This is a genomic window from Brevibacillus ruminantium, from assembly GCF_023746555.1.
In the GTDB taxonomy this organism is placed as follows: domain Bacteria; phylum Bacillota; class Bacilli; order Brevibacillales; family Brevibacillaceae; genus Brevibacillus; species Brevibacillus ruminantium.
The window spans coordinates 1,396,390-1,413,422 of record NZ_CP098755.1 but is presented as its reverse complement, the minus strand read 5'-3'; the positions used below and the strand labels follow the sequence as shown (position 1 = coordinate 1,413,422).

The following is a 17,033-nucleotide window of genomic DNA, read 5'->3' as shown; positions in this document are numbered from 1 at the left end:
TCTCGTCAGACGTTTTTGAAAATTTTTAGAACAATCAATCTTGTTTCCCATACACGAAAAAAACGTCCTGACAGCGCCATTCTTCCTGTCAGGACGTTCCTCTTTTTGCTTTGCTCTGAAATTCGCTACCTGCGATTAACGGCCGCTCTTCAGCTCAGTCCAGAAGCGGTCGTAATCCTGCAAGGTCTCCCCTACGTCAACCAGCCACTCGGCACGGTCGATATCTGCTTGGTCCAGGAAGATCATCTTGTTGGAACGATACTCTTCACTGTGCAGCGGGTACGCCTTTTCGTTTGGATTGCTGTATCCGATCCACTCATAGTTTTTCACGCTTACTTCCGGCTCCATCAGGTAGTTGATGAATTTCTCCGCCAACTCCTTGTGTTTGGCTCCTTTGGGGATCGCCGTGGTGTCTGCCCAGATGGTGCCGCCTTCTTTTGGCACAACGTATTCTACATCCGGATTCTCTCCGTTGATGATGGCCGCGTCCCCGGACCAGACCGAACCGATCCAGGCTTCTTCCGCGATCATCTTTTGCTTGATGTTGTCTGTATCAAAAGCAACCACATTTGGCAGCAGCGTTTTCAAGTCAGCGAATGCTTTTTCCAGCTCGCCCTTATCTTTGGTGCTGTTGGAAAAACCGTTTTTGATCAGCCCTACGCCCATGACCTCGCGCGGGTCGTTGAGCATGATTACGCGTCCCTTGTACTCCGGGTTCCACAAATCCTGCCAGCTCGTGATGTCTCCCTTGATGTACTTTTTATTGTACGCAATCCCGGTAATGCCCCAGGTGTAGACGATGGAATGCTTGTTGTCCGGGTCAAACGGCGGCGTCTTGAAGGTTGAGACGATATTTTTCTCGTTCGGGATATTCGCTTTGTTCAACTCTTCCAAGAGGCCCAGCTCAATCATCGTCGCCACCATGTAATCGGATGGCTGGATCAAGTCGTAGCCGGATGCCCCTGCCTGAATTTTGGCCAGCATCTCTTCATTGCTGCCGTACATATCATAGTTCACCTTGACATTGTACTTCTGTTCAAAGTCTTTGATTACCTCGGGGTTGAAGTTGTCAGCCCAGCTGTAAATGTTCAATACTTGCTCCTCTTTGTCCGAGGAGGAGCAGCCCGCTGCAGATACAGCAAGTACGGCAGTCAATGCGCCAATCATCAGGGATTTCCACTTTTTCATCTTTCCTTCTCTACCTCCAGTCTTATGAATGCATAAATGAAAACTCAAATCGTAAGCGATTTGGAATCTTTCCTGCGAAACAGCTCGGCGATAATGACGAGCAAGACGGTACTGACGATCAGGAGTGTCGACAGAGCATTAACCTCCGGTGATACACCCCGTTTCACCAATCCGTAAATGTACAGCGGCAACGTCGTCGAATTGGGCCCCGCCACAAAAAAAGAAATGATAAAGTCGTCGAGCGACAACGTAAACGACATCAGAAAACCGGCGATGATGCTGGGTGTGATCAACGGCAGCGTCACATGGCGCAAGGTTTCCCACGCGGTAGCGCCCAAATCCTGTGCCGCTTCCTCCAGATCCTTGCCCATATCGGCCAGCCGCGTATTGATGATGACCATGACAAACGGCAGGCTGAAGGTCACATGAGCCATTACGAGCGTCATTTTGCCCAGCTCGATGTGCATCTGGCTGAACAAGACCAGCAGCGAAAGCCCCATCATGATTTCGGGAATGACGATGGGCAGGTAGGTCAGCCCGTTGAACAGCGTTCTCCATCTCTGGGTGTAATGCTTCATCGCAAGCGATGCAGCCGTGCCCAGTACTGTCGCAATCACACTGCTGACCAAGGCGATGCTGAGACTGTTCCACAAGGCATTCATCACCTGTCTGTTGTCAAACAAAGAGAGATACCATTTCCATGTGAAGCCGGACCAGACAGCATTGATTCTCGACTCGTTAAAGGAATACAGCATCAAAACGGCAATCGGCAAATACAAAAAGACGAGCATCAGCCAGGAATAGCCGGACAATGTCCGATGACGCAGTGCTTTCATGCTGTCCCCTCCTTCGCCTCACGAGCCTGGGAGGCCCGGTAGTAGAGGAAAATCAATAGCATGGACAACAGCATCAGTACAATCGACAGGGCTGATCCAAACGGCCAGTCACGCGCCGACAGGAACTGGTTTTGAATGACATTGCCCATCAGAGCGGACTTGGCGCCCCCCATGACATCCGGTACGACGAACATGCCAATGGACGAAACGAAGACGAGAATCGACCCCGTCATTACCCCGGATTTGGTCAAAGGCAGCGTCACATGCCAAAAAGCTTTCCACGGCGTCGCGCCCAAATCGTAAGCTGCCTCCAGCTTGCGGCGATCCATCTGCTCCAGCGATACATAGATGGGCAAGACCATGAACGGCAACAGCGTGTAAACCATCCCCACCATAACGGAGCCAAAATTGTAGAGGAGCGGAAGAGGCTCCTGAATCACGCCGATGGAGAGCAAAAATGAGTTGATTACTCCTTGGGACCGCAAAATAATGACCCATGCATAAGAGCGCACCAAAAAGTTGATCCAAAAAGGAATCATGACGAGCAGCAGCCAGATTTGCTGAGCGGAACGCTGCATCCGGGAGATATAGTATGCCAATGGATAGGCGCAAACGAGGGAGATCACCGTTGTCAGCACCGCCACGAAGAAGGTGTCAAAAAAGATCTGCACATACAGCGGGTCGATGATTCGCGCATAGTTTTTCAGCGTAAACTGATAGACGATCTGTCCATATGTGCCCCGCTGCATAAACGAAAGCGCGACGATCATCAGCATCGGCAAGAGAAAGAGCGCCCCCAGCCAAACAAGAGCCGGCAGCGCCATGATTCTCAACTGTTTTCCATTTTTCAAGTGAGCATCACCTCGTCTGCCTGCGACCAGCCGAGCGCCACCTGGTCCCCTGTTTGCCAGCCTCGGCTTTCCGTAGCGTACTCATGAGCCAAAACGGAGAGATCCTCACCCTCCAAGCGAACAAACAGCTTCCGCATGTTGCCCAAAAAGACGATATCGGTGATCCGGCCGTTTTTGCGATGCATGTCCGGCTGGCTATCTGTTTGGTACAGCTTGACCTTTTCCGGCCTGACAGCGAAGCTGGTGTCGCCGCTCTGGAAAATGTTGTTCTCACCAATAAACGTTGCGACAAACAGCGTCTTCGGATGGTTGTAAATCTCATCAGGCGACGCGATTTGCTCAATCCGCCCTTTGTTCATGACAGCGATTCGATCAGACATGGCCATCGCTTCTTCTTGGTCATGCGTCACATAAATAAACGTAATGCCTAGATTTTTCTGCAGGTTTTTCAATTCAAGCTGCAAGCTTTTACGCAGTTGGTAATCAAGCGCTCCCAGCGGTTCGTCAAGCAGAAGAACCTTGGGATTGTTCACGATCGCCCGAGCGATGGCTACACGTTGCTGTTGGCCACCGGAGAGCTGCTTCGGCGTGCGCTTGCGAAGCTCCGAAAGCTGCGTATAGCCCAACACTTCCTCCAGGCGCCTTTTTTGCTCGGCCCCATCTACCTTTTTCATCTTTAATCCGAACAAGATATTCTGTTCGACAGTCATGTGCGGAAACAGAGCGTATTGCTGGAACACCATGTTCATATCGCGTTGGTATGGCGGGATTCCGGTCAGCGCTTTGCCATCCAGATAAATCTCACCGGAGGTTGGCTCCTCAAAACCGGCGATCATGCGCAGAAGCGTAGTCTTCCCGCAGCCACTCGGCCCCAAAAGCGTTAGAAATTCCCCTTCCTGGATGGAAAGGGAGAGTGGCGGAACCACGACAGAACCGGAAAAGTGCTTTTCAATTGACTCCAGATTTATCATCGTTTTCATTGCGTCATCTTCTCACTATATGTCAATTTACTCATACCAATCTAGGTTAATATATCGTGTCTAAACCGTTTTGTAAACAGTTTCGAACGATGTGGAAATCTTTTTTTATCGACGGGGGACAAGCGATCCTTTCCAGAGATTTTCCTGCCTTTTCCAGAGTCACTCAAAGACAGGAACGGTGCTGGGCAGGGCTGGAAATCGGATTGCATCAGCAGGCGGTCATTTTCAAAGCGAAACGCCCGGTTATGGAGAGTGCTGATCGCCCAAGGCAAAGCCAGTATTACCACCATGCATATATAGGAGTGAAACAGGGAAAACAGTGGTTGAACCCCTTTTTTGCTCTCATGCCAGGTGCTTTGCTTTTACAACGCGGGTGCCATCACTACTCGACAGGAGGGTCCACATTTGAATACGTTGGCGTATGGATTACTGGGCCTGGTCGCGCGAATGCCCAGTTCCGGTTACGACCTCATGCTTCAGTTGCAGCCGTTTTGGCAAGCCAAGCACAGTCAAATCTATCCACTTTTGGCCAAACTGGAGCAGGACGGCTATCTCGACTTTACCCGCGTGCAGCAGACGGATCGACCCGACAAGAAAGTATATTCCATTACAGAGAAGGGACGATCGACGCTTCGCGAATGGCTGGACCGCCCTACCAGTGATCCTGTTTTTCGAGATGAGCTGTCCCTGAAAGCCTATTGCTTGTGGCTGACGGATCGTTCTACTGCCCGCAAGCTTTTTGAAGAAAGGGAGGCTCGTTACCTGGAGCATCTCAATATGTTTGAGTCGTTTCTCGCAGAGCTGGAGCAAGCATGTGACGGCACACCTGAAGATCCGAGCACCCCGAATTTTGGCGAGTACATCCTCTTAAGTAGGGGGCTCCGCAGTATCCGCGAGGAATTAAACTGGTGCCGCTGGGTAATCGAGCTGATCGACAAAAAGGCATGATCACCTGAGGATTATAATGCCGCCTCTACCTCTTCCATCGTCGGGAGCGACGGCTGTGCGCCATGCCTTGTTACCACAATCGCTGCCACCTTGCTGGCAAAGCGGGCCGCTGCTTCGTCCGTCTTGCCCCTGCCCCTGGCAACTGCGTAAGCGGCAGTAAACGCATCTCCTGCTGCCGTGGTATCCACCGCCTGCACCTCATAAGCAGGAAGATGCATGACTCCCCCGCCATGAACGACGAGGGCGCCCTTTTCTCCCATTGTCACGATGATGCATCGCGGGCCCTGAACCAACAACGCCTGTACTGCTGCTTCTATCTGCGGCAGCGTCTCTACCGGCATTCCTGTCAGGATTTCTAATTCCGTTTCATTGGGTGTCAGGGTGTCCACATGCTGTAGGATGTCCGCCGAGAGCTTCTGTGCCGGCGCAGGATTCAGCACGACGGTTTTTCCTTTTTGGTGCGCACATTTGACGGCGTATTCGACGACCTCCAAAGGAATCTCCAATTGCGCCAGCAAAATATCACATGCCTCCAGCATCTCCTGATAGCGATCCACGTCCCCTGTATGTACACGCTGATTGGCACCAGGTACGAGGACGATATGATTCTCCCCGCTATCGCTCACCTGAATCAGCGCCATGCCAGTGGTATCCTCTTGTCCGATTCCCGTCGTATCTACCCCAGCTGCGGCCATGCGCTCAAGCAGAATCTCTCCATAGGCATCACGGCCGACCTTGCCGATCATCTGAACCTTTGCACCAAGACGTGCGGCGGCAACCGCCTGATTCGCTCCCTTTCCTCCCGGTATCGTCTGAAACGAGGTGCTGGTTATCGTCTCCCCCGCTTTCGGCAAATGGGGAACATGCGACACCAGATCCATATTGAGACTTCCAACCACCAGTATGTTCATCTATGATTTCCTCCACTTTTTCAACCATATTATGTATCTCCGAATTCGCCTCTGCTCCCCCGGTTTCCTCCGGTTGAGCCTGTTTTTTCTTCTCTTTTCCTTCTTGTTCGCTTTTTCCAAGGCTTCTTTTTACCTGTACGCAAAGATTCAGAATCTTAGGTTTGACAAAATTATTACTGATCCTTTACTATTAGACCTATCCAATGTGTAACCGGTTACACATCGAAAATTAAAAGTCATTACAAACCATTGATATGCAAGGCTTTTTCCAAGATTTATTAACATGTAATCGGTTTATTACATACTCGTTTTCACGAGTGCTGATGATGCCGATTACCAAAAGGGTGGTGCTGATTGGCAACGATTAGAGACGTGGCTAAGCTCGCCGGTGTTTCGGTAGCAACTGTCTCCCGTGTCATCAACAAGAGCGGCTATGTCAACAAGGAAACGGAACAGTCTGTACAGCAGGCCATCAAAATGCTGAACTATGAACCAAATAAAGTGGCGAGAGGATTGGCCAGTAAAAAAACAGAGACCATCGCGCTGATTATGCCCGATATCTCCAACCCGTTTTTTGCCGAGCTGGCCCGCGCCGTTGAAGATGTAGCCCGTACCTACGGGTACACAGTGCTCATCTGTAATTCCGACAACGAATCGGACAAAGAGCAAACCTATATCAACGTACTGAAAAAACGGTATGTCGACGGGATCTTGTTTGCCACTCATTCGTTGCAGGCAGCAGATATCAGTGCCATGAACGATGCCGGCATTCCACTCGTGATCCTTGATCGCGCTCCCGCCGAAGCCTCCTGCTACGTGGTGCGTTCCAAAAACTATGAAGGGGCCAAACTGGCTGTCCGTCATCTGCTGGACGCTGGATGCAAGAAAATTGCCCACATCTACGGTCCGCAGGATACCGCCACTGGCAAAGAAAGGATGCTCGGCTACGAAGATTCTGTCCGCCATTTTGATTGGTTTTCGCCCAGCCTGATGGTGCCGGGTCATTTTCGTATCAATGGCGGGATGGACGCTGTTGAGGAGTTGATGGCGCGCCACCCTGATGTGGATGGTATTTTTGCCGGAAATGACCTGATGGCCTTGGGTGCGATGAAAAAATTGAAGCAAATGGGCTTGTCCGTCCCTGATCAAGTTGCCCTGTGCGGTTTTGACGGAATCGAACTGACAGTCATCACCGAGCCGGAATTGACCACCATTGCTCAACCCATTTATGACATTGGTGCCCTCTCAACCCGTCTCTTAGTCAAAAAAATCGAGGGAGTGGCTGTTGACAATCAAATCTATGAATTCGATGTGGAATTGATCGCAAGAGGCTCTTCGAGAAAGGACATGAAAACACCATGAGACAGTCAAACATCGTGGTCATCGGGAGTCTGAACATGGACATCGTCGTGGAAGCGCCCCGTTTTCCACAAGTGGGCGAGACGATTTCAGGCACCAAGGCCCACTTCATTCCCGGCGGCAAAGGTGGCAATCAGGCTGTAGCCGCAGCCAGGCTGGGTGCACGCACCCATATGGTCGGGATGGTAGGAGATGATGCATTTGGCGGAGCGTTGATCCAGTCACTGGCAGCCAATCAAGTCATCACCAAGCGTGTGACCCAGACAGCGGAAGAGCCTACTGGTCTTGCTTCGATCATGATCGCCCACGAAGACAATCACATTGTCGTCGTTCCCGGAGCCAATGCACTTTGCCTGCCGGAAAACATTGAAGCTTTGGAAGAAACGATCGCCGCCGCTGATATCGTCCTACTCCAGTTGGAAATTCCAATGGAGACCGTGGTCGCCGCAGCGGAAATGGCCAAGCGGCACGGAAAAACAGTGATATTGAATCCTGCTCCGGCGCAAAAGCTTCCCGACGCTCTTCTCCACTCCGTTGACTTTATGACACCAAACCGCTCCGAGCTGTATTTGCTCACCGGTATCGATCCGTATGGAGACGGTCTGGAAAAAGCCATAGATGCTCTCCTTGAGATGGGCCCTCGCTGCGTGGTCACCACGCTTGGCTCTGCCGGGTCCGTTTACAAGGAGAAAGGCAAGGAACTCATAGCGATCCCTGCCCATCACGTACCTGTGGTCGATACAACCGGAGCCGGGGACGCCTTCAACGGCGGACTTGGTTACGCGTTATCGATCGGATATGGACTGGATCAAGCAGTCCGCTTTGCCGGCAAGGTATCTGCCCTGGCCGTCACCCGTTTCGGTGCACAAGCAGGAATGCCCACACTCGACGAAGTGAAAGCATTCGCTCTCAAGCTGATGCAGCCGGAATAACTCACTGTGGTTTCACCATCTTTCACATAAAAATGGGGGTAACAACCATGAAGAAACATCTGTTAGGAAAAGTTGGAGCAAGTCTGCTGGCTTTGTCCATGATTTTGGCAGGTTGCGGAGGCGGCTCTGGCAATGAGAATGCTGCCAAGCCTGGCAATGCGAAGAACGAGGCAAAAGGAGATGCTTCCGCTGACAAGAAACTGGCTGTCGGTTACTATGTGAGCGGCAACCTCGGAGACAGCGGCTTCTTCGACTCTGCGAAAGAGGGCCTCGACCGCGCCGAAAAAGACCTGGGTGTAGAAGTAAAAACGGTACAAGGCGGAGCAAACCAATCCGACTGGCCGACCGGTCTCGAATCCATGGTAGCCAGCAAAAAGTACGAGGTTATTGTCGTTGGGACAAGCCAAATGAAAGAAACCACCATTGATCTGGCGAAGCGCTATCCCGAGCAAAAATTCATCTATTTCGATGAAACCATCACAGATGTACCAAACATCTACTCTGTGAAATACAACCAGCGCGAAGGTTCCTTCCTCGCAGGAGCATTTGCTGCAATGGTAACCACCAGCAAAGATCTGGATAAGGCGAACCCGGATAAAACCATCGGCTTCCTCGGCGGTATGGATATTCCGATCATCAATGACTTCAAAGCCGGTTATGAGCAAGGTGCCCATTTTATCGATCCGGAAGTAAAAGTGATCTCCTCCTTCGTAGGTGATTTCAACAACGCGCCAAAAGGAAAAGAACTCTCCCTGGCACAATTCAACTCGCAAAATGTTGACATTATCTTCAACGTAGCGGGACCTGCTGGTATCGGCGGTCTGGAAGCAGCGAAAGAAGCCAACAAATACGCAATCGGCGTTAACAGCAACCAAAACATGGTTCAACCAGGTCACGTCCTGACTTCCATGCTGAAAAACGTAGGCAACTCGATTTATCGTGCACTTGACCTGTACAAAAAAGACCAACTGCCATTCGGCGAAAACGAGTCTCTCGGTATCTACGAAGAAGGTGTAGGTCTGGCGAAAGACGATCTTTACAACCAATACGTTCCACAAGCCATCCGCGACAAAATGGATGAAATCCAGGTGAAAGTCGTTAGCGGGGAAATCAAGATTAATTAGGAGGTACGCCATGGCAGACCTGCTGGAAATGCGCAATATTCACAAGGTGTATCCCAATGGCACGAAAGCGAATCAGGGCGTTTCTTTCTCCGTTCGACAAGGCGAGATCCATGCACTTGTTGGTGAGAACGGCGCAGGGAAATCGACATTGATGAAAATCCTCTTCGGTCTGGAAAGCCCCACACAAGGGGACATCTTTTACCGCGGGGAAAAAGTCGTACTGAAAAGTCCCAAAGACGCGATCAAATATGAAATCGGGATGGTGCACCAGCATTTTATGCTGGTCCCCTCCTTCTCTGTGGCTCAAAACATCGTGCTTGGCTCTGAGCCAACCAAAGGTGTAATGTCCGACCATCAAAAGGCGATTTCGGAGACGGAACGTCTGATCGAGGAATTCGGCCTCAAGGTTGATCCTCACGCCAAAGTGGAGAACATTTCCGTAGGACTGAAGCAGCGCGTAGAAATCTTGAAAGTACTGTACCGTGGCGCACGGCTCATCATTCTCGATGAGCCGACCGCGGTGCTTACTCCTCAGGAAACGGATGAATTGTTCCAATCCTTGAAAAAGTTAGTGTCTCAAGGCTATACGATCATCTTTATTACGCACAAGCTGAATGAAGTCATGGAAATTTCAGACCGAATTACGGTCCTTCGTGCGGGAAAAACAATCTCTACACTCATAACCTCTGAAACATCCAAAGAAGAGATTTCCAGACTGATGGTGGGACGGGACGTACTCTTGCGAGTTGAGAAAAAGCCCGCCGTACCCAAAGAGACCGTTCTCTCTCTCGAACAGGTCAGCTATGTATCAGATACCGGCAAACAAGTGCTGAGCGATATCTCGTTTCAAGTAAGAGCTGGTGAAATCTTTGGCATCGCCGGTGTGGAAGGAAATGGCCAGACAGAATTGATTGAAGTCATTACCGGTTTCCGCAAGAATTTCAAAGGACGTATTTTGTTTTTGAATGAAGAATTGGCTGGCAAAAGCATCGAAGATATCCGCAACATCGGGATCGGCCATATCCCCGAGGATCGGCAGACTAGAGGTGCTTGCCTCACCTCCTCTATCAAGGAAAATCTGATCCTGGACCTGTATCGGGATAAATCGTTCCGCCGCGGCCTCTTCCTCAACCAGAAGAAGATCAATGAGCATGCGGACAAGCTGATCCAGGAATTTGATATACGCACACAAAGCCGCGATACGCTGGCAGGCTCCCTGTCCGGCGGAAATATTCAAAAAATCGTCGTCGCTCGTGAGATTTCCAAAAATCCAAAGCTGCTGATTGCGGCTCAACCCACACGCGGTGTCGACATCGGTTCCATCGAGTTTATTCACAAGGAAATCGTCAAAAAACGGGATGAAGGCGCTGCAGTCCTGCTGGTCTCTGCCGAGCTGTCAGAGGTCATGAGCCTAAGCGACCGCATCGGGGTCCTCTATAACGGGGAGCTTGCCGTCATTCTCGAAAATTCGGAAAGCCTGACAGAAGAAGAAATCGGCTTCTACATGTTGGGCGTCAAAAAGCAGGAAAAGAGGGCGAGTGCCACATGAAGCAGCGAAGTGCAGTATACCTCGATCTCCTCGGAATCTTACTGGCTATTGTTGCGGCGCTGGTTATCGGTATCCTCGTGATCTTCATGGTGAGCAACGAACCCGTCGCCGCACTGCAAGCTTTGTTCATCGAACCGTTTACCAGCCTGTTCAGCTTTGGTTCCGTACTCAATCGGATGATCCCCCTCGTCTTCACGGGTCTGGCGATTGTCGTCGTCTTCCAAAGCGGCGTGTTCAGCATGGGGGCAGAGGGTCAGCTCTACATCGGTGCCTTGACTGGTGCTTTGACGGCCGTCTATGTCACGGATCTGTCTCCCTGGATTCATATCCCGCTCGTTATTCTGGCAGCGTTGATTGGCGGAGCATTGTACGGCTTGTTGCCGGGTGTTCTGAAAGCTTATTTCAAGGCAGACGAGATTGTCTCCACCTTGATGTTCAACTTTATCGCGATTCTGTTTGTCTCGTATTTGCTGAACTACGTATTCAAAGCACCGGATAGCGGCGGCTTTGCACGTCTTCCCTTTATCCAGGACAGTGCCAAGCTGGGGCAGATTTTCAATGGATTCCCCACGCACGCAGGCTTCCTGATTGCAGTACTGGCAGCCGTGGCTGTCTATCTTCTGATGTACAAAACCAAGACGGGCTACGAGCTTCGGACTGTCGGGAAAAACCCGCTGTTCGCTGAATACGGCGGCATCAAGCCGAAAAAGGTACTCATTTTAAGTATCGCCATCAGCGGTGCTCTGGCAGGTCTCGGCGGTACAATCGAAGTAATTGGCCTTCACGGCACATTGAAAGATAACTTCTCCGCCGGACTCGGCTTCGACGGAATCATCGTTTCTCTGCTGGCACGCAATCACCCGATTGCTGTCCTGTTATCTGCCTTCTTCTATGCCTATTTGCAAGTAGGCGGCCAGATCATGCAGGCCAACAGTGACGTGCCGCGGGATTTGGCAATCATTATTCAAGCACTGCTGGTGATCTTCGTCTCTTCTCAAGCCATCTTTGCTTACCTGAAACAGCGCAAACTGATGTCAGCAAGTGGAGGTGGGCGCGATGCTAAGTAGTCTGTGGGAACAAACGATAAATCTGACGCTCTTTGTCATTCTCCTGCGGATGATGCCACCGATTCTTCTCGGGGCTTTGGGCGGCTTGATGACAGACCGTGCGGGTGTAATCAATATCGGGATCGAGGGACTCATGCTCGTCTCTGCGTTTACCTCGGTTGCCGTCGGTTCCGCTACGGATAGCTGGCTGATCGGGATTGCGGGCGGTGTACTCGCCTCGATGCTGGTGAGCTACGCCATGGCCTTCTTCTCCCTGAAAATGAAGGTGGACATCATCGTATCCGGTTTTGCCGTCAACATTTTCGGGACAGGGATTACGGTTTTGATGATGAGCATTTTGTACGATTCTCACGGTAACTTCGTACCTGAACATCCCGTATCCATTCCGAACATTGTCATTCCTTTCCTGGATCAGATCCCTTTCCTCGGCAAGCTGCTGAGCGGACATAATCTGATGGTATGGATTTCGATCCTGGCTGTTGTCTTCTGCTACTATATGTTGTACCACACGCCTTACGGAACCCATCTGCGGGCGACCGGGGAAGAACCGGCTGCCGCCCGCTCGCTCGGGATACCGGTTGTCCGCATTCAGTATTCGGCTCTGGTGTGGAGCGGCTTTTTCTCCGGGCTTGCCGGTGCGTACCTCTCCATGGGGATGACCAGCATGTTCGTACGCGACATGACGGCGGGTACAGGATTTTTGGCCTTGGCTGTCGTGATTTTCGGGAATCGCCATCCTTTCGGGATTCTGGCCGGTTCGGCTGTGTTTGCACTGGCAACAGCAATGACGATGATTATCGAGACGACTCCGGGCAATGTCATTCCCAGTCAGTTCATCAAAATGGTTCCCTACGTGGTCACCATTATCGCGCTCGTCGTCTATGCCATTCGTAAGCACCGCAAAACCTTATTTTCGTAAAAATTCGCATTCCCCATCACTCCGATTGGGGAATGCCCATTTCTGGAGGTATTCCTATGTCTGATGTAATCAAAATGGTCATCGACGCAGATACTGGCATTGATGACTCTCTCGCCATCCTGCACGCTCTGAAGGCGCCTGATGTCAAAGTAGAAGGCATTACGACTGTATTTGGGAACGCAAGCGTAGCTCAGGCGACGGATAACACCCTGCGTCTGATCAAGCTGGCGAATCCCGGTTATGAAGTACCGGTTGCAATGGGCGCGGCCAAGCCGCTCGTGCGTGAATGGGCTGGTCCTGTCTCCCACGTTCACGGAAACAACGGAATCGGGGATGTGGATCTGCCAGCATCCGAGCAAAAAGCACTGGACGAGACAGCAGCCCAGTTTATCGTGCGCAAGGCAAATGAATTGGGCGGAGAGCTGACATTGGTCACGCTGGGCCGTCTGACCAACCTGGCTGAGGCGCTGCAGATTGATCCCGAGCTGCCTGGCAAGCTGAAGCGCGTCTTCATCATGGGCGGAACCGTGTTTGCTCCTGGAAATGTAACACCGAAAGCAGAAGCCAACTTCCGCGGAGACCCGGAGGCAGTTGCAGCCGTGATGAAAGCAGGTCTGAAAATTACGATGGTCGGCCTGGATGTGACGATGAAGGTCCGTCTGACACAGCAGCATCTCGATGCAGCCATGGGCTACTGCCGTCCGGAGAACAAACCGGTCGTCCAATACATGAATGATGCCCTGCAGCACTATTTCCGCTTTTACTGGGAAGTGGACAACCTCATGGGTGCGTGTCCAACCCACGACCCGCTGACTGTACTGGTTGCCCGCATGCCGTGGGTAGTCCGTACGCAAACCATGAAAGTGAGCATTGAAACCGAGGGCGAGTTCTGCGCAGGTTCCGTCGTCGCTGATTTGCGGACTAAACCGAGCGTCGGACATGAAATCGAAGTATGCGTGGATGTAGATGCAGAGAAAATTCCTCATCACCTGTTGTCCGTTTTTTAAGATCGCAAAGCATCCGATTCTTTCTTCACCCGATCATCTGGGTAAAATCCTGACCTGCGAATGACAAATCAATTAAACGGAGATAACCTCAAGTGAACACGAACAAACAAGGATTAAACCACGGGATCGGGGCGCTGCAATGGCTGGTATTTTTACTGGCCAATGCAGTCGCCCTTCCTATCGTTATCGGCCAAGTCTTTCATCTATCAGACCCGGAAATTACGGGACTGATGCAACGCACCTTTTTTATTGTCGGGATCAGCTCGTTTTTGCAAGGCTGGCTCGGCCACAAATTCCCGATTGTGGATGGCCCCGCCGGTACCTGGCTGGTCGTTTTTATTATCATGGGAGAAACTGTCGCCCGGACTGGCGGAGATGTCTCCGAGACCCTTCGCCTCCTGGAGACCGGCATGCTCGCGGCCGGTTTGCTGTTAATCTTGTTTGGAGCAACCGGGCTAGTGCGCCGCATGCTGCCCTTGTTCACGCCGCTGGTGTCGGGCGTGTATCTGCTGCTGCTCGCCCTGCAGGTAAGCGGGACGTTTTTGCAAGGTATGGCCGGTGTGAGCGGAAATCCGGCGAAAGCGGACTGGACGTCGGCGCTGCTCGCCCTTCTCGTTTTCTCCACAGTCCTTATCCTTTCTTTTCGCGGAAAGGGCTGGGTCAAAAGCTATGCCGTTCTGATCGGTATTCTGACAGGCTGCCTGGCCTTTTACATCGCGGGCATCTGGAAGCACCCAGCTCCGGCCGAAACCCTGCTCCAGCTTCCCGAAGCGCTCGCCTGGGGAACTCCGCTGTGGGATTCGGGCATGGCCGCATCCAGTATTTTAATCGTCATGATCCTGCTGTCCAACACGTTTGCCAGCATCGCAGCGATGAAGCAGGTGCAAGCCGGATCGCCTCAGCTGGAGCCTGCAGAGCTGTCCCGCAGCTCGGTAGTCGGCGGTTTTTCCCATCTGCTGTCCGCCCTTTTTTCGACAGTCGGGATGGTGCCTCTGTCCGGCTCGGCCGGCTTTGTCAAGCTCACCGGTCAAAGGAGCAGGGTGCCGTTTCTTCTGGCCTGCCTGATCATGGCTGCAGCTGCTTTCTTTCCGGGCGTAATCCGGTTGCTGACCATGCTTCCCGGCCCGGTCGCTTATGCGGCGGTATTGGCCTCCTTTGTCCAAATGGTCGGCATCGGGCTGCAATCGCTCGTCCAGACTCAGCTCGACCAACGCCGTCTGACCATCATCGGGATCGGGCTGCTCTTTGGCGTCGGCTCGATGTTTTTCCCGCCCTCTGTGTTTCAGGAGCTGCCGTCGGTCGTCCGCTATACGCTGGGCAACGGTCTTCTGTTTGGAACGATGATCGTGATGGGGCTGGAGCAGGGGTGGAAAGAGCATCGCATTAGTTCCGTGACAAAGCAGAAAATGGAATAATGTTGCTTTGCAAGAAGTTTCGTAAAAATCCTGTTTTCATCCTTATTTGTGGTTAACCTATTCATGCTTATCCACACTGGATAGGCACCCTCGCAGTGTTTTCTTATCGAACAGAAAGATGGCCGAAGAAGCAACCTTCTTTGGCCATCCTAACTTATCCTCGTAGTAAGCTTAATTCTCTTTTTCGGATTTTTTCTCTTCTCTATTTTCACGATTTCCTAATTTTCTCGAAACATCTTTATAATCTGAAGGAACAGCATGTGTTTTTGATAGAGTTGAAAAATCTTGCTGTTTATCAAACTCGATAGAAAGAACCTCGATGGAGTTCGTGACTTCATTATTGTTATTCGTTTCTACTAATTTTAGCAATACTCCCGTTTCCTTATCGATCCACATTTTAAAGTGGGAAGATTGATGCTTCTTAGCCAAAATTGGATCATCATGCTCCCCTTCAATTACAATTGAGGTACGATTTAACAGTTCCTCTTCTCCAGCAATTTTGTAATTGCTAGGTGTCAGCCAAAATGCGTAATCTTGAGGAAATAATACATCATTTGCTATTCCTGAGAAAGCCGCATCTTGCCTTTTTACAAATACGAGTTCGCCTTGATCATTTTTATATGAGCGAGGTTTGTTCTGATCGAGCTCGACTTTTTGCTTTTGAACTGATACCTTGTCCTGCATATATGTTTTATTATTATGATTGATCAACATGGACGTATTTCCATCAAAAGTTGTTTCTGTGATCTCCTTGTTCTGGTTATTAGTTACTTTAACATGGCTCCACGGACTTGTTCCTCTATAAACCTCGAAATCTACTGTCTCATCCACGCCAATAGGCGTCAGTATAGTTCGAAAAGAACCTGTAGCACTTTGATAATGATCGATTGCATTTAGCATTTTGCTTTGAACGGTAGTCAAGGAAATATTTCTATCGATCTCCTCAACTAAAGATTGTTGCTGCTTACTATCATTAGTACCAGTTTCAGCAGCAGTCCCTTTAAGACCATAAAATCCAGTCAGCCCAAGCCCAACTAATGAAGTTGCTACAATTACTACGAATTTTTTATTCACTTTTTTACCATTCCTTTCACTATTTTTATATCTTATAATGAAACTGCATCCGCCCCTGTGTAGGTATTTGTTCTTCCACTCCAATCCGAGCCATCTAAAATAACCCATACACGCCCCGCATCGAGTCTTATCGTCCCTACTTCATTCCAACCAGACCTTGCTGAATATTGGTTTACATTCCCAACATATTCTTCAGTTGACAAACCTTCGTGTAATACATAGTACCGAGCCTGTCTATTGGTAAAATCCGCATGAGCTAAATAAACTTCTAATGTTGCACGGCCTGACGGTAGATCTCCCATGCCCCATTCATACCAAGAAGCTTCCTCTTGACGAATAATACGATGATCCTTGTTATAGCTACCGGACTGGTTACTTTCATAATCCCAAGAACTGTTGTAGCTTCTGTAGGCATGGGTGCAACCTGAACTGCGCAAAGGATCGTTGTCACAAACTTTAGCAGATGCACCTTCAGTTAAAGTAAAGTTACCTACTATCGCAAGTGAGAAAGCTAAACCTAAGGATAAATATCTTTTCATAAATGTTCCTACCCCTTTCGTAACAGAAGTTTTTTCATGTCTTGAAATCAATTTCTCCTGAAGAATAGTAGATATCACCTCCTTAATATCTTTGACGTCATTTTACAAAAAAAGTTACATTTTTCTATTTTTTACTATAACATTGTTGAATCAAGTCGCTTTTCTCTTGGTAGCTTGATGCCACATTTAATAGACTGAACATTTTTAAAAATAAACTAAAATAATAAGTTCATACAAATTGTCATTTGAATGAAAAAAACCCCTTGCTTCGCCAAAAGGGGCTTTCATCAATAACCTATTGACCTACCTGATAAAGTCCAGCAGATTTTCGTAT

General features: G+C 50.2%; 16 protein-coding genes. 9 read left to right on the top strand and 7 right to left on the bottom strand.

The features are described 5' to 3' along the window. Positions 1-135: 135 nt before the first annotated feature. From NDK47_RS06845 to NDK47_RS06830, 4 genes are read right to left on the bottom strand one after another with little or no spacing between them, the layout of a single operon-like run. Complete coding sequence (locus NDK47_RS06845; RefSeq protein WP_251874111.1) at positions 136-1,188, bottom strand: ABC transporter substrate-binding protein; 1,053 nt, start codon at positions 1,186-1,188, stop codon at positions 136-138. A gap of 44 nt (positions 1,189-1,232) precedes the next feature. Then, entirely contained in the window at positions 1,233-2,024 is a 792-nt protein-coding gene (locus NDK47_RS06840; RefSeq protein WP_251874110.1) for an ABC transporter permease, read from the bottom strand. Continuing rightward, positions 2,021-2,875, bottom strand: a complete 855-nt coding sequence (locus NDK47_RS06835) for an ABC transporter permease (protein ID WP_251874109.1) — start codon at positions 2,873-2,875, stop codon at positions 2,021-2,023. The genes NDK47_RS06840 and NDK47_RS06835 overlap by 4 nt, the downstream gene beginning before the upstream one ends. Next, the gene (locus NDK47_RS06830; protein ID WP_251874108.1) at positions 2,872-3,855 is read right to left on the bottom strand and encodes an ABC transporter ATP-binding protein; all 984 of its coding nucleotides are present in this window, start codon (positions 3,853-3,855) and stop codon (positions 2,872-2,874) included. Before NDK47_RS06830 ends, NDK47_RS06835 begins: the two co-directional genes overlap by 4 nt. A 405-nt stretch (positions 3,856-4,260) precedes the next feature. Here NDK47_RS06830 and NDK47_RS06825 point away from each other — a divergent pair, with 405 nt between their 5' ends. Further along, entirely contained in the window at positions 4,261-4,803 is a 543-nt protein-coding gene (locus tag NDK47_RS06825; RefSeq protein ID WP_251874107.1) for a PadR family transcriptional regulator, read from the top strand. A gap of 11 nt (positions 4,804-4,814) precedes the next feature. Here the strand turns inward: NDK47_RS06825 and rbsK (NDK47_RS06820) are convergent, their stop codons facing one another. Continuing rightward, the gene (gene rbsK, locus NDK47_RS06820) at positions 4,815-5,714 is read right to left on the bottom strand and encodes a ribokinase (protein ID WP_251874106.1); all 900 of its coding nucleotides are present in this window, start codon (positions 5,712-5,714) and stop codon (positions 4,815-4,817) included. A 354-nt stretch (positions 5,715-6,068) separates the two neighbouring features. Here rbsK (NDK47_RS06820) and NDK47_RS06815 point away from each other — a divergent pair, with 354 nt between their 5' ends. The 8 genes from NDK47_RS06815 to NDK47_RS06780 all read left to right on the top strand — a co-directional run bounded on the left by NDK47_RS06815 (position 6,069) and on the right by NDK47_RS06780 (position 15,086). Then, positions 6,069-7,076 (top strand): LacI family DNA-binding transcriptional regulator, encoded by a 1,008-nt coding sequence (locus NDK47_RS06815; protein ID WP_251874105.1) that lies wholly within the window; start codon positions 6,069-6,071, stop codon positions 7,074-7,076. Further along, complete coding sequence (gene rbsK / locus NDK47_RS06810; RefSeq protein WP_251874104.1) at positions 7,073-8,005, top strand: ribokinase; 933 nt, start codon at positions 7,073-7,075, stop codon at positions 8,003-8,005. The genes NDK47_RS06815 and rbsK (NDK47_RS06810) overlap by 4 nt, the downstream gene beginning before the upstream one ends. Before the next feature lie 47 nt (positions 8,006-8,052). Continuing rightward, positions 8,053-9,129, top strand: a complete 1,077-nt coding sequence (locus NDK47_RS06805; protein WP_251874103.1) for a BMP family lipoprotein — start codon at positions 8,053-8,055, stop codon at positions 9,127-9,129. A 10-nt stretch (positions 9,130-9,139) separates the two neighbouring features. Beyond that, on the top strand, positions 9,140-10,678 hold the full coding sequence (locus NDK47_RS06800) for an ABC transporter ATP-binding protein (protein ID WP_251874102.1): 1,539 nt from the start codon (positions 9,140-9,142) through the stop codon (positions 10,676-10,678). Further along, positions 10,675-11,745, top strand: coding sequence for an ABC transporter permease (locus tag NDK47_RS06795; RefSeq protein WP_251874101.1), 1,071 nt, complete (start codon positions 10,675-10,677; stop codon positions 11,743-11,745). The genes NDK47_RS06800 and NDK47_RS06795 overlap by 4 nt, the downstream gene beginning before the upstream one ends. Beyond that, the gene (locus NDK47_RS06790; protein ID WP_251874100.1) at positions 11,735-12,664 is read left to right on the top strand and encodes an ABC transporter permease; all 930 of its coding nucleotides are present in this window, start codon (positions 11,735-11,737) and stop codon (positions 12,662-12,664) included. Before NDK47_RS06795 ends, NDK47_RS06790 begins: the two co-directional genes overlap by 11 nt. Before the next feature lie 56 nt (positions 12,665-12,720). Beyond that, positions 12,721-13,671: a nucleoside hydrolase gene (locus NDK47_RS06785; RefSeq protein WP_251874099.1), complete on the top strand. Its 951-nt coding sequence runs from the start codon at positions 12,721-12,723 to the stop codon at positions 13,669-13,671. Between the two features lie 92 nt (positions 13,672-13,763). After that, entirely contained in the window at positions 13,764-15,086 is a 1,323-nt protein-coding gene (locus NDK47_RS06780) for a purine/pyrimidine permease (protein ID WP_251874098.1), read from the top strand. A 171-nt stretch (positions 15,087-15,257) separates the two neighbouring features. Here the strand turns inward: NDK47_RS06780 and NDK47_RS06775 are convergent, their stop codons facing one another. Together NDK47_RS06775 and NDK47_RS06770 are read right to left on the bottom strand one after the other, a co-directional pair. Further along, entirely contained in the window at positions 15,258-16,160 is a 903-nt protein-coding gene (locus tag NDK47_RS06775; protein ID WP_251874097.1) for a LolA-like protein, read from the bottom strand. Between the two features lie 32 nt (positions 16,161-16,192). Beyond that, positions 16,193-16,699 (bottom strand): carbohydrate-binding protein, encoded by a 507-nt coding sequence (locus NDK47_RS06770; RefSeq protein ID WP_251874096.1) that lies wholly within the window; start codon positions 16,697-16,699, stop codon positions 16,193-16,195. Positions 16,700-17,033 lie beyond the last annotated feature (334 nt).

What these genes read in the sequence shown, in the direction of transcription:
- NDK47_RS06845 (WP_251874111.1), bottom strand. Translation starts at nt 1,188, where the DNA reads ATGAAAAAGTGGAAATCCCTGATGATTGGCGCATTGACTGCCGTACTT.
- NDK47_RS06840 (WP_251874110.1), bottom strand. Translation starts at nt 2,024, where the DNA reads ATGAAAGCACTGCGTCATCGGACATTGTCCGGCTATTCCTGGCTGATG.
- NDK47_RS06830 (WP_251874108.1), bottom strand. Translation starts at nt 3,855, where the DNA reads ATGAAAACGATGATAAATCTGGAGTCAATTGAAAAGCACTTTTCCGGT.
- rbsK (WP_251874106.1), bottom strand. Translation starts at nt 5,714, where the DNA reads ATGAACATACTGGTGGTTGGAAGTCTCAATATGGATCTGGTGTCGCAT.
- rbsK (WP_251874104.1), top strand. Translation starts at nt 7,073, where the DNA reads ATGAGACAGTCAAACATCGTGGTCATCGGGAGTCTGAACATGGACATC.
- NDK47_RS06805 (WP_251874103.1), top strand. Translation starts at nt 8,053, where the DNA reads ATGAAGAAACATCTGTTAGGAAAAGTTGGAGCAAGTCTGCTGGCTTTG.
- NDK47_RS06800 (WP_251874102.1), top strand. Translation starts at nt 9,140, where the DNA reads ATGGCAGACCTGCTGGAAATGCGCAATATTCACAAGGTGTATCCCAAT.
- NDK47_RS06795 (WP_251874101.1), top strand. Translation starts at nt 10,675, where the DNA reads ATGAAGCAGCGAAGTGCAGTATACCTCGATCTCCTCGGAATCTTACTG.
- NDK47_RS06790 (WP_251874100.1), top strand. Translation starts at nt 11,735, where the DNA reads ATGCTAAGTAGTCTGTGGGAACAAACGATAAATCTGACGCTCTTTGTC.
- NDK47_RS06785 (WP_251874099.1), top strand. Translation starts at nt 12,721, where the DNA reads ATGTCTGATGTAATCAAAATGGTCATCGACGCAGATACTGGCATTGAT.
- NDK47_RS06770 (WP_251874096.1), bottom strand. Translation starts at nt 16,699, where the DNA reads ATGAAAAGATATTTATCCTTAGGTTTAGCTTTCTCACTTGCGATAGTA.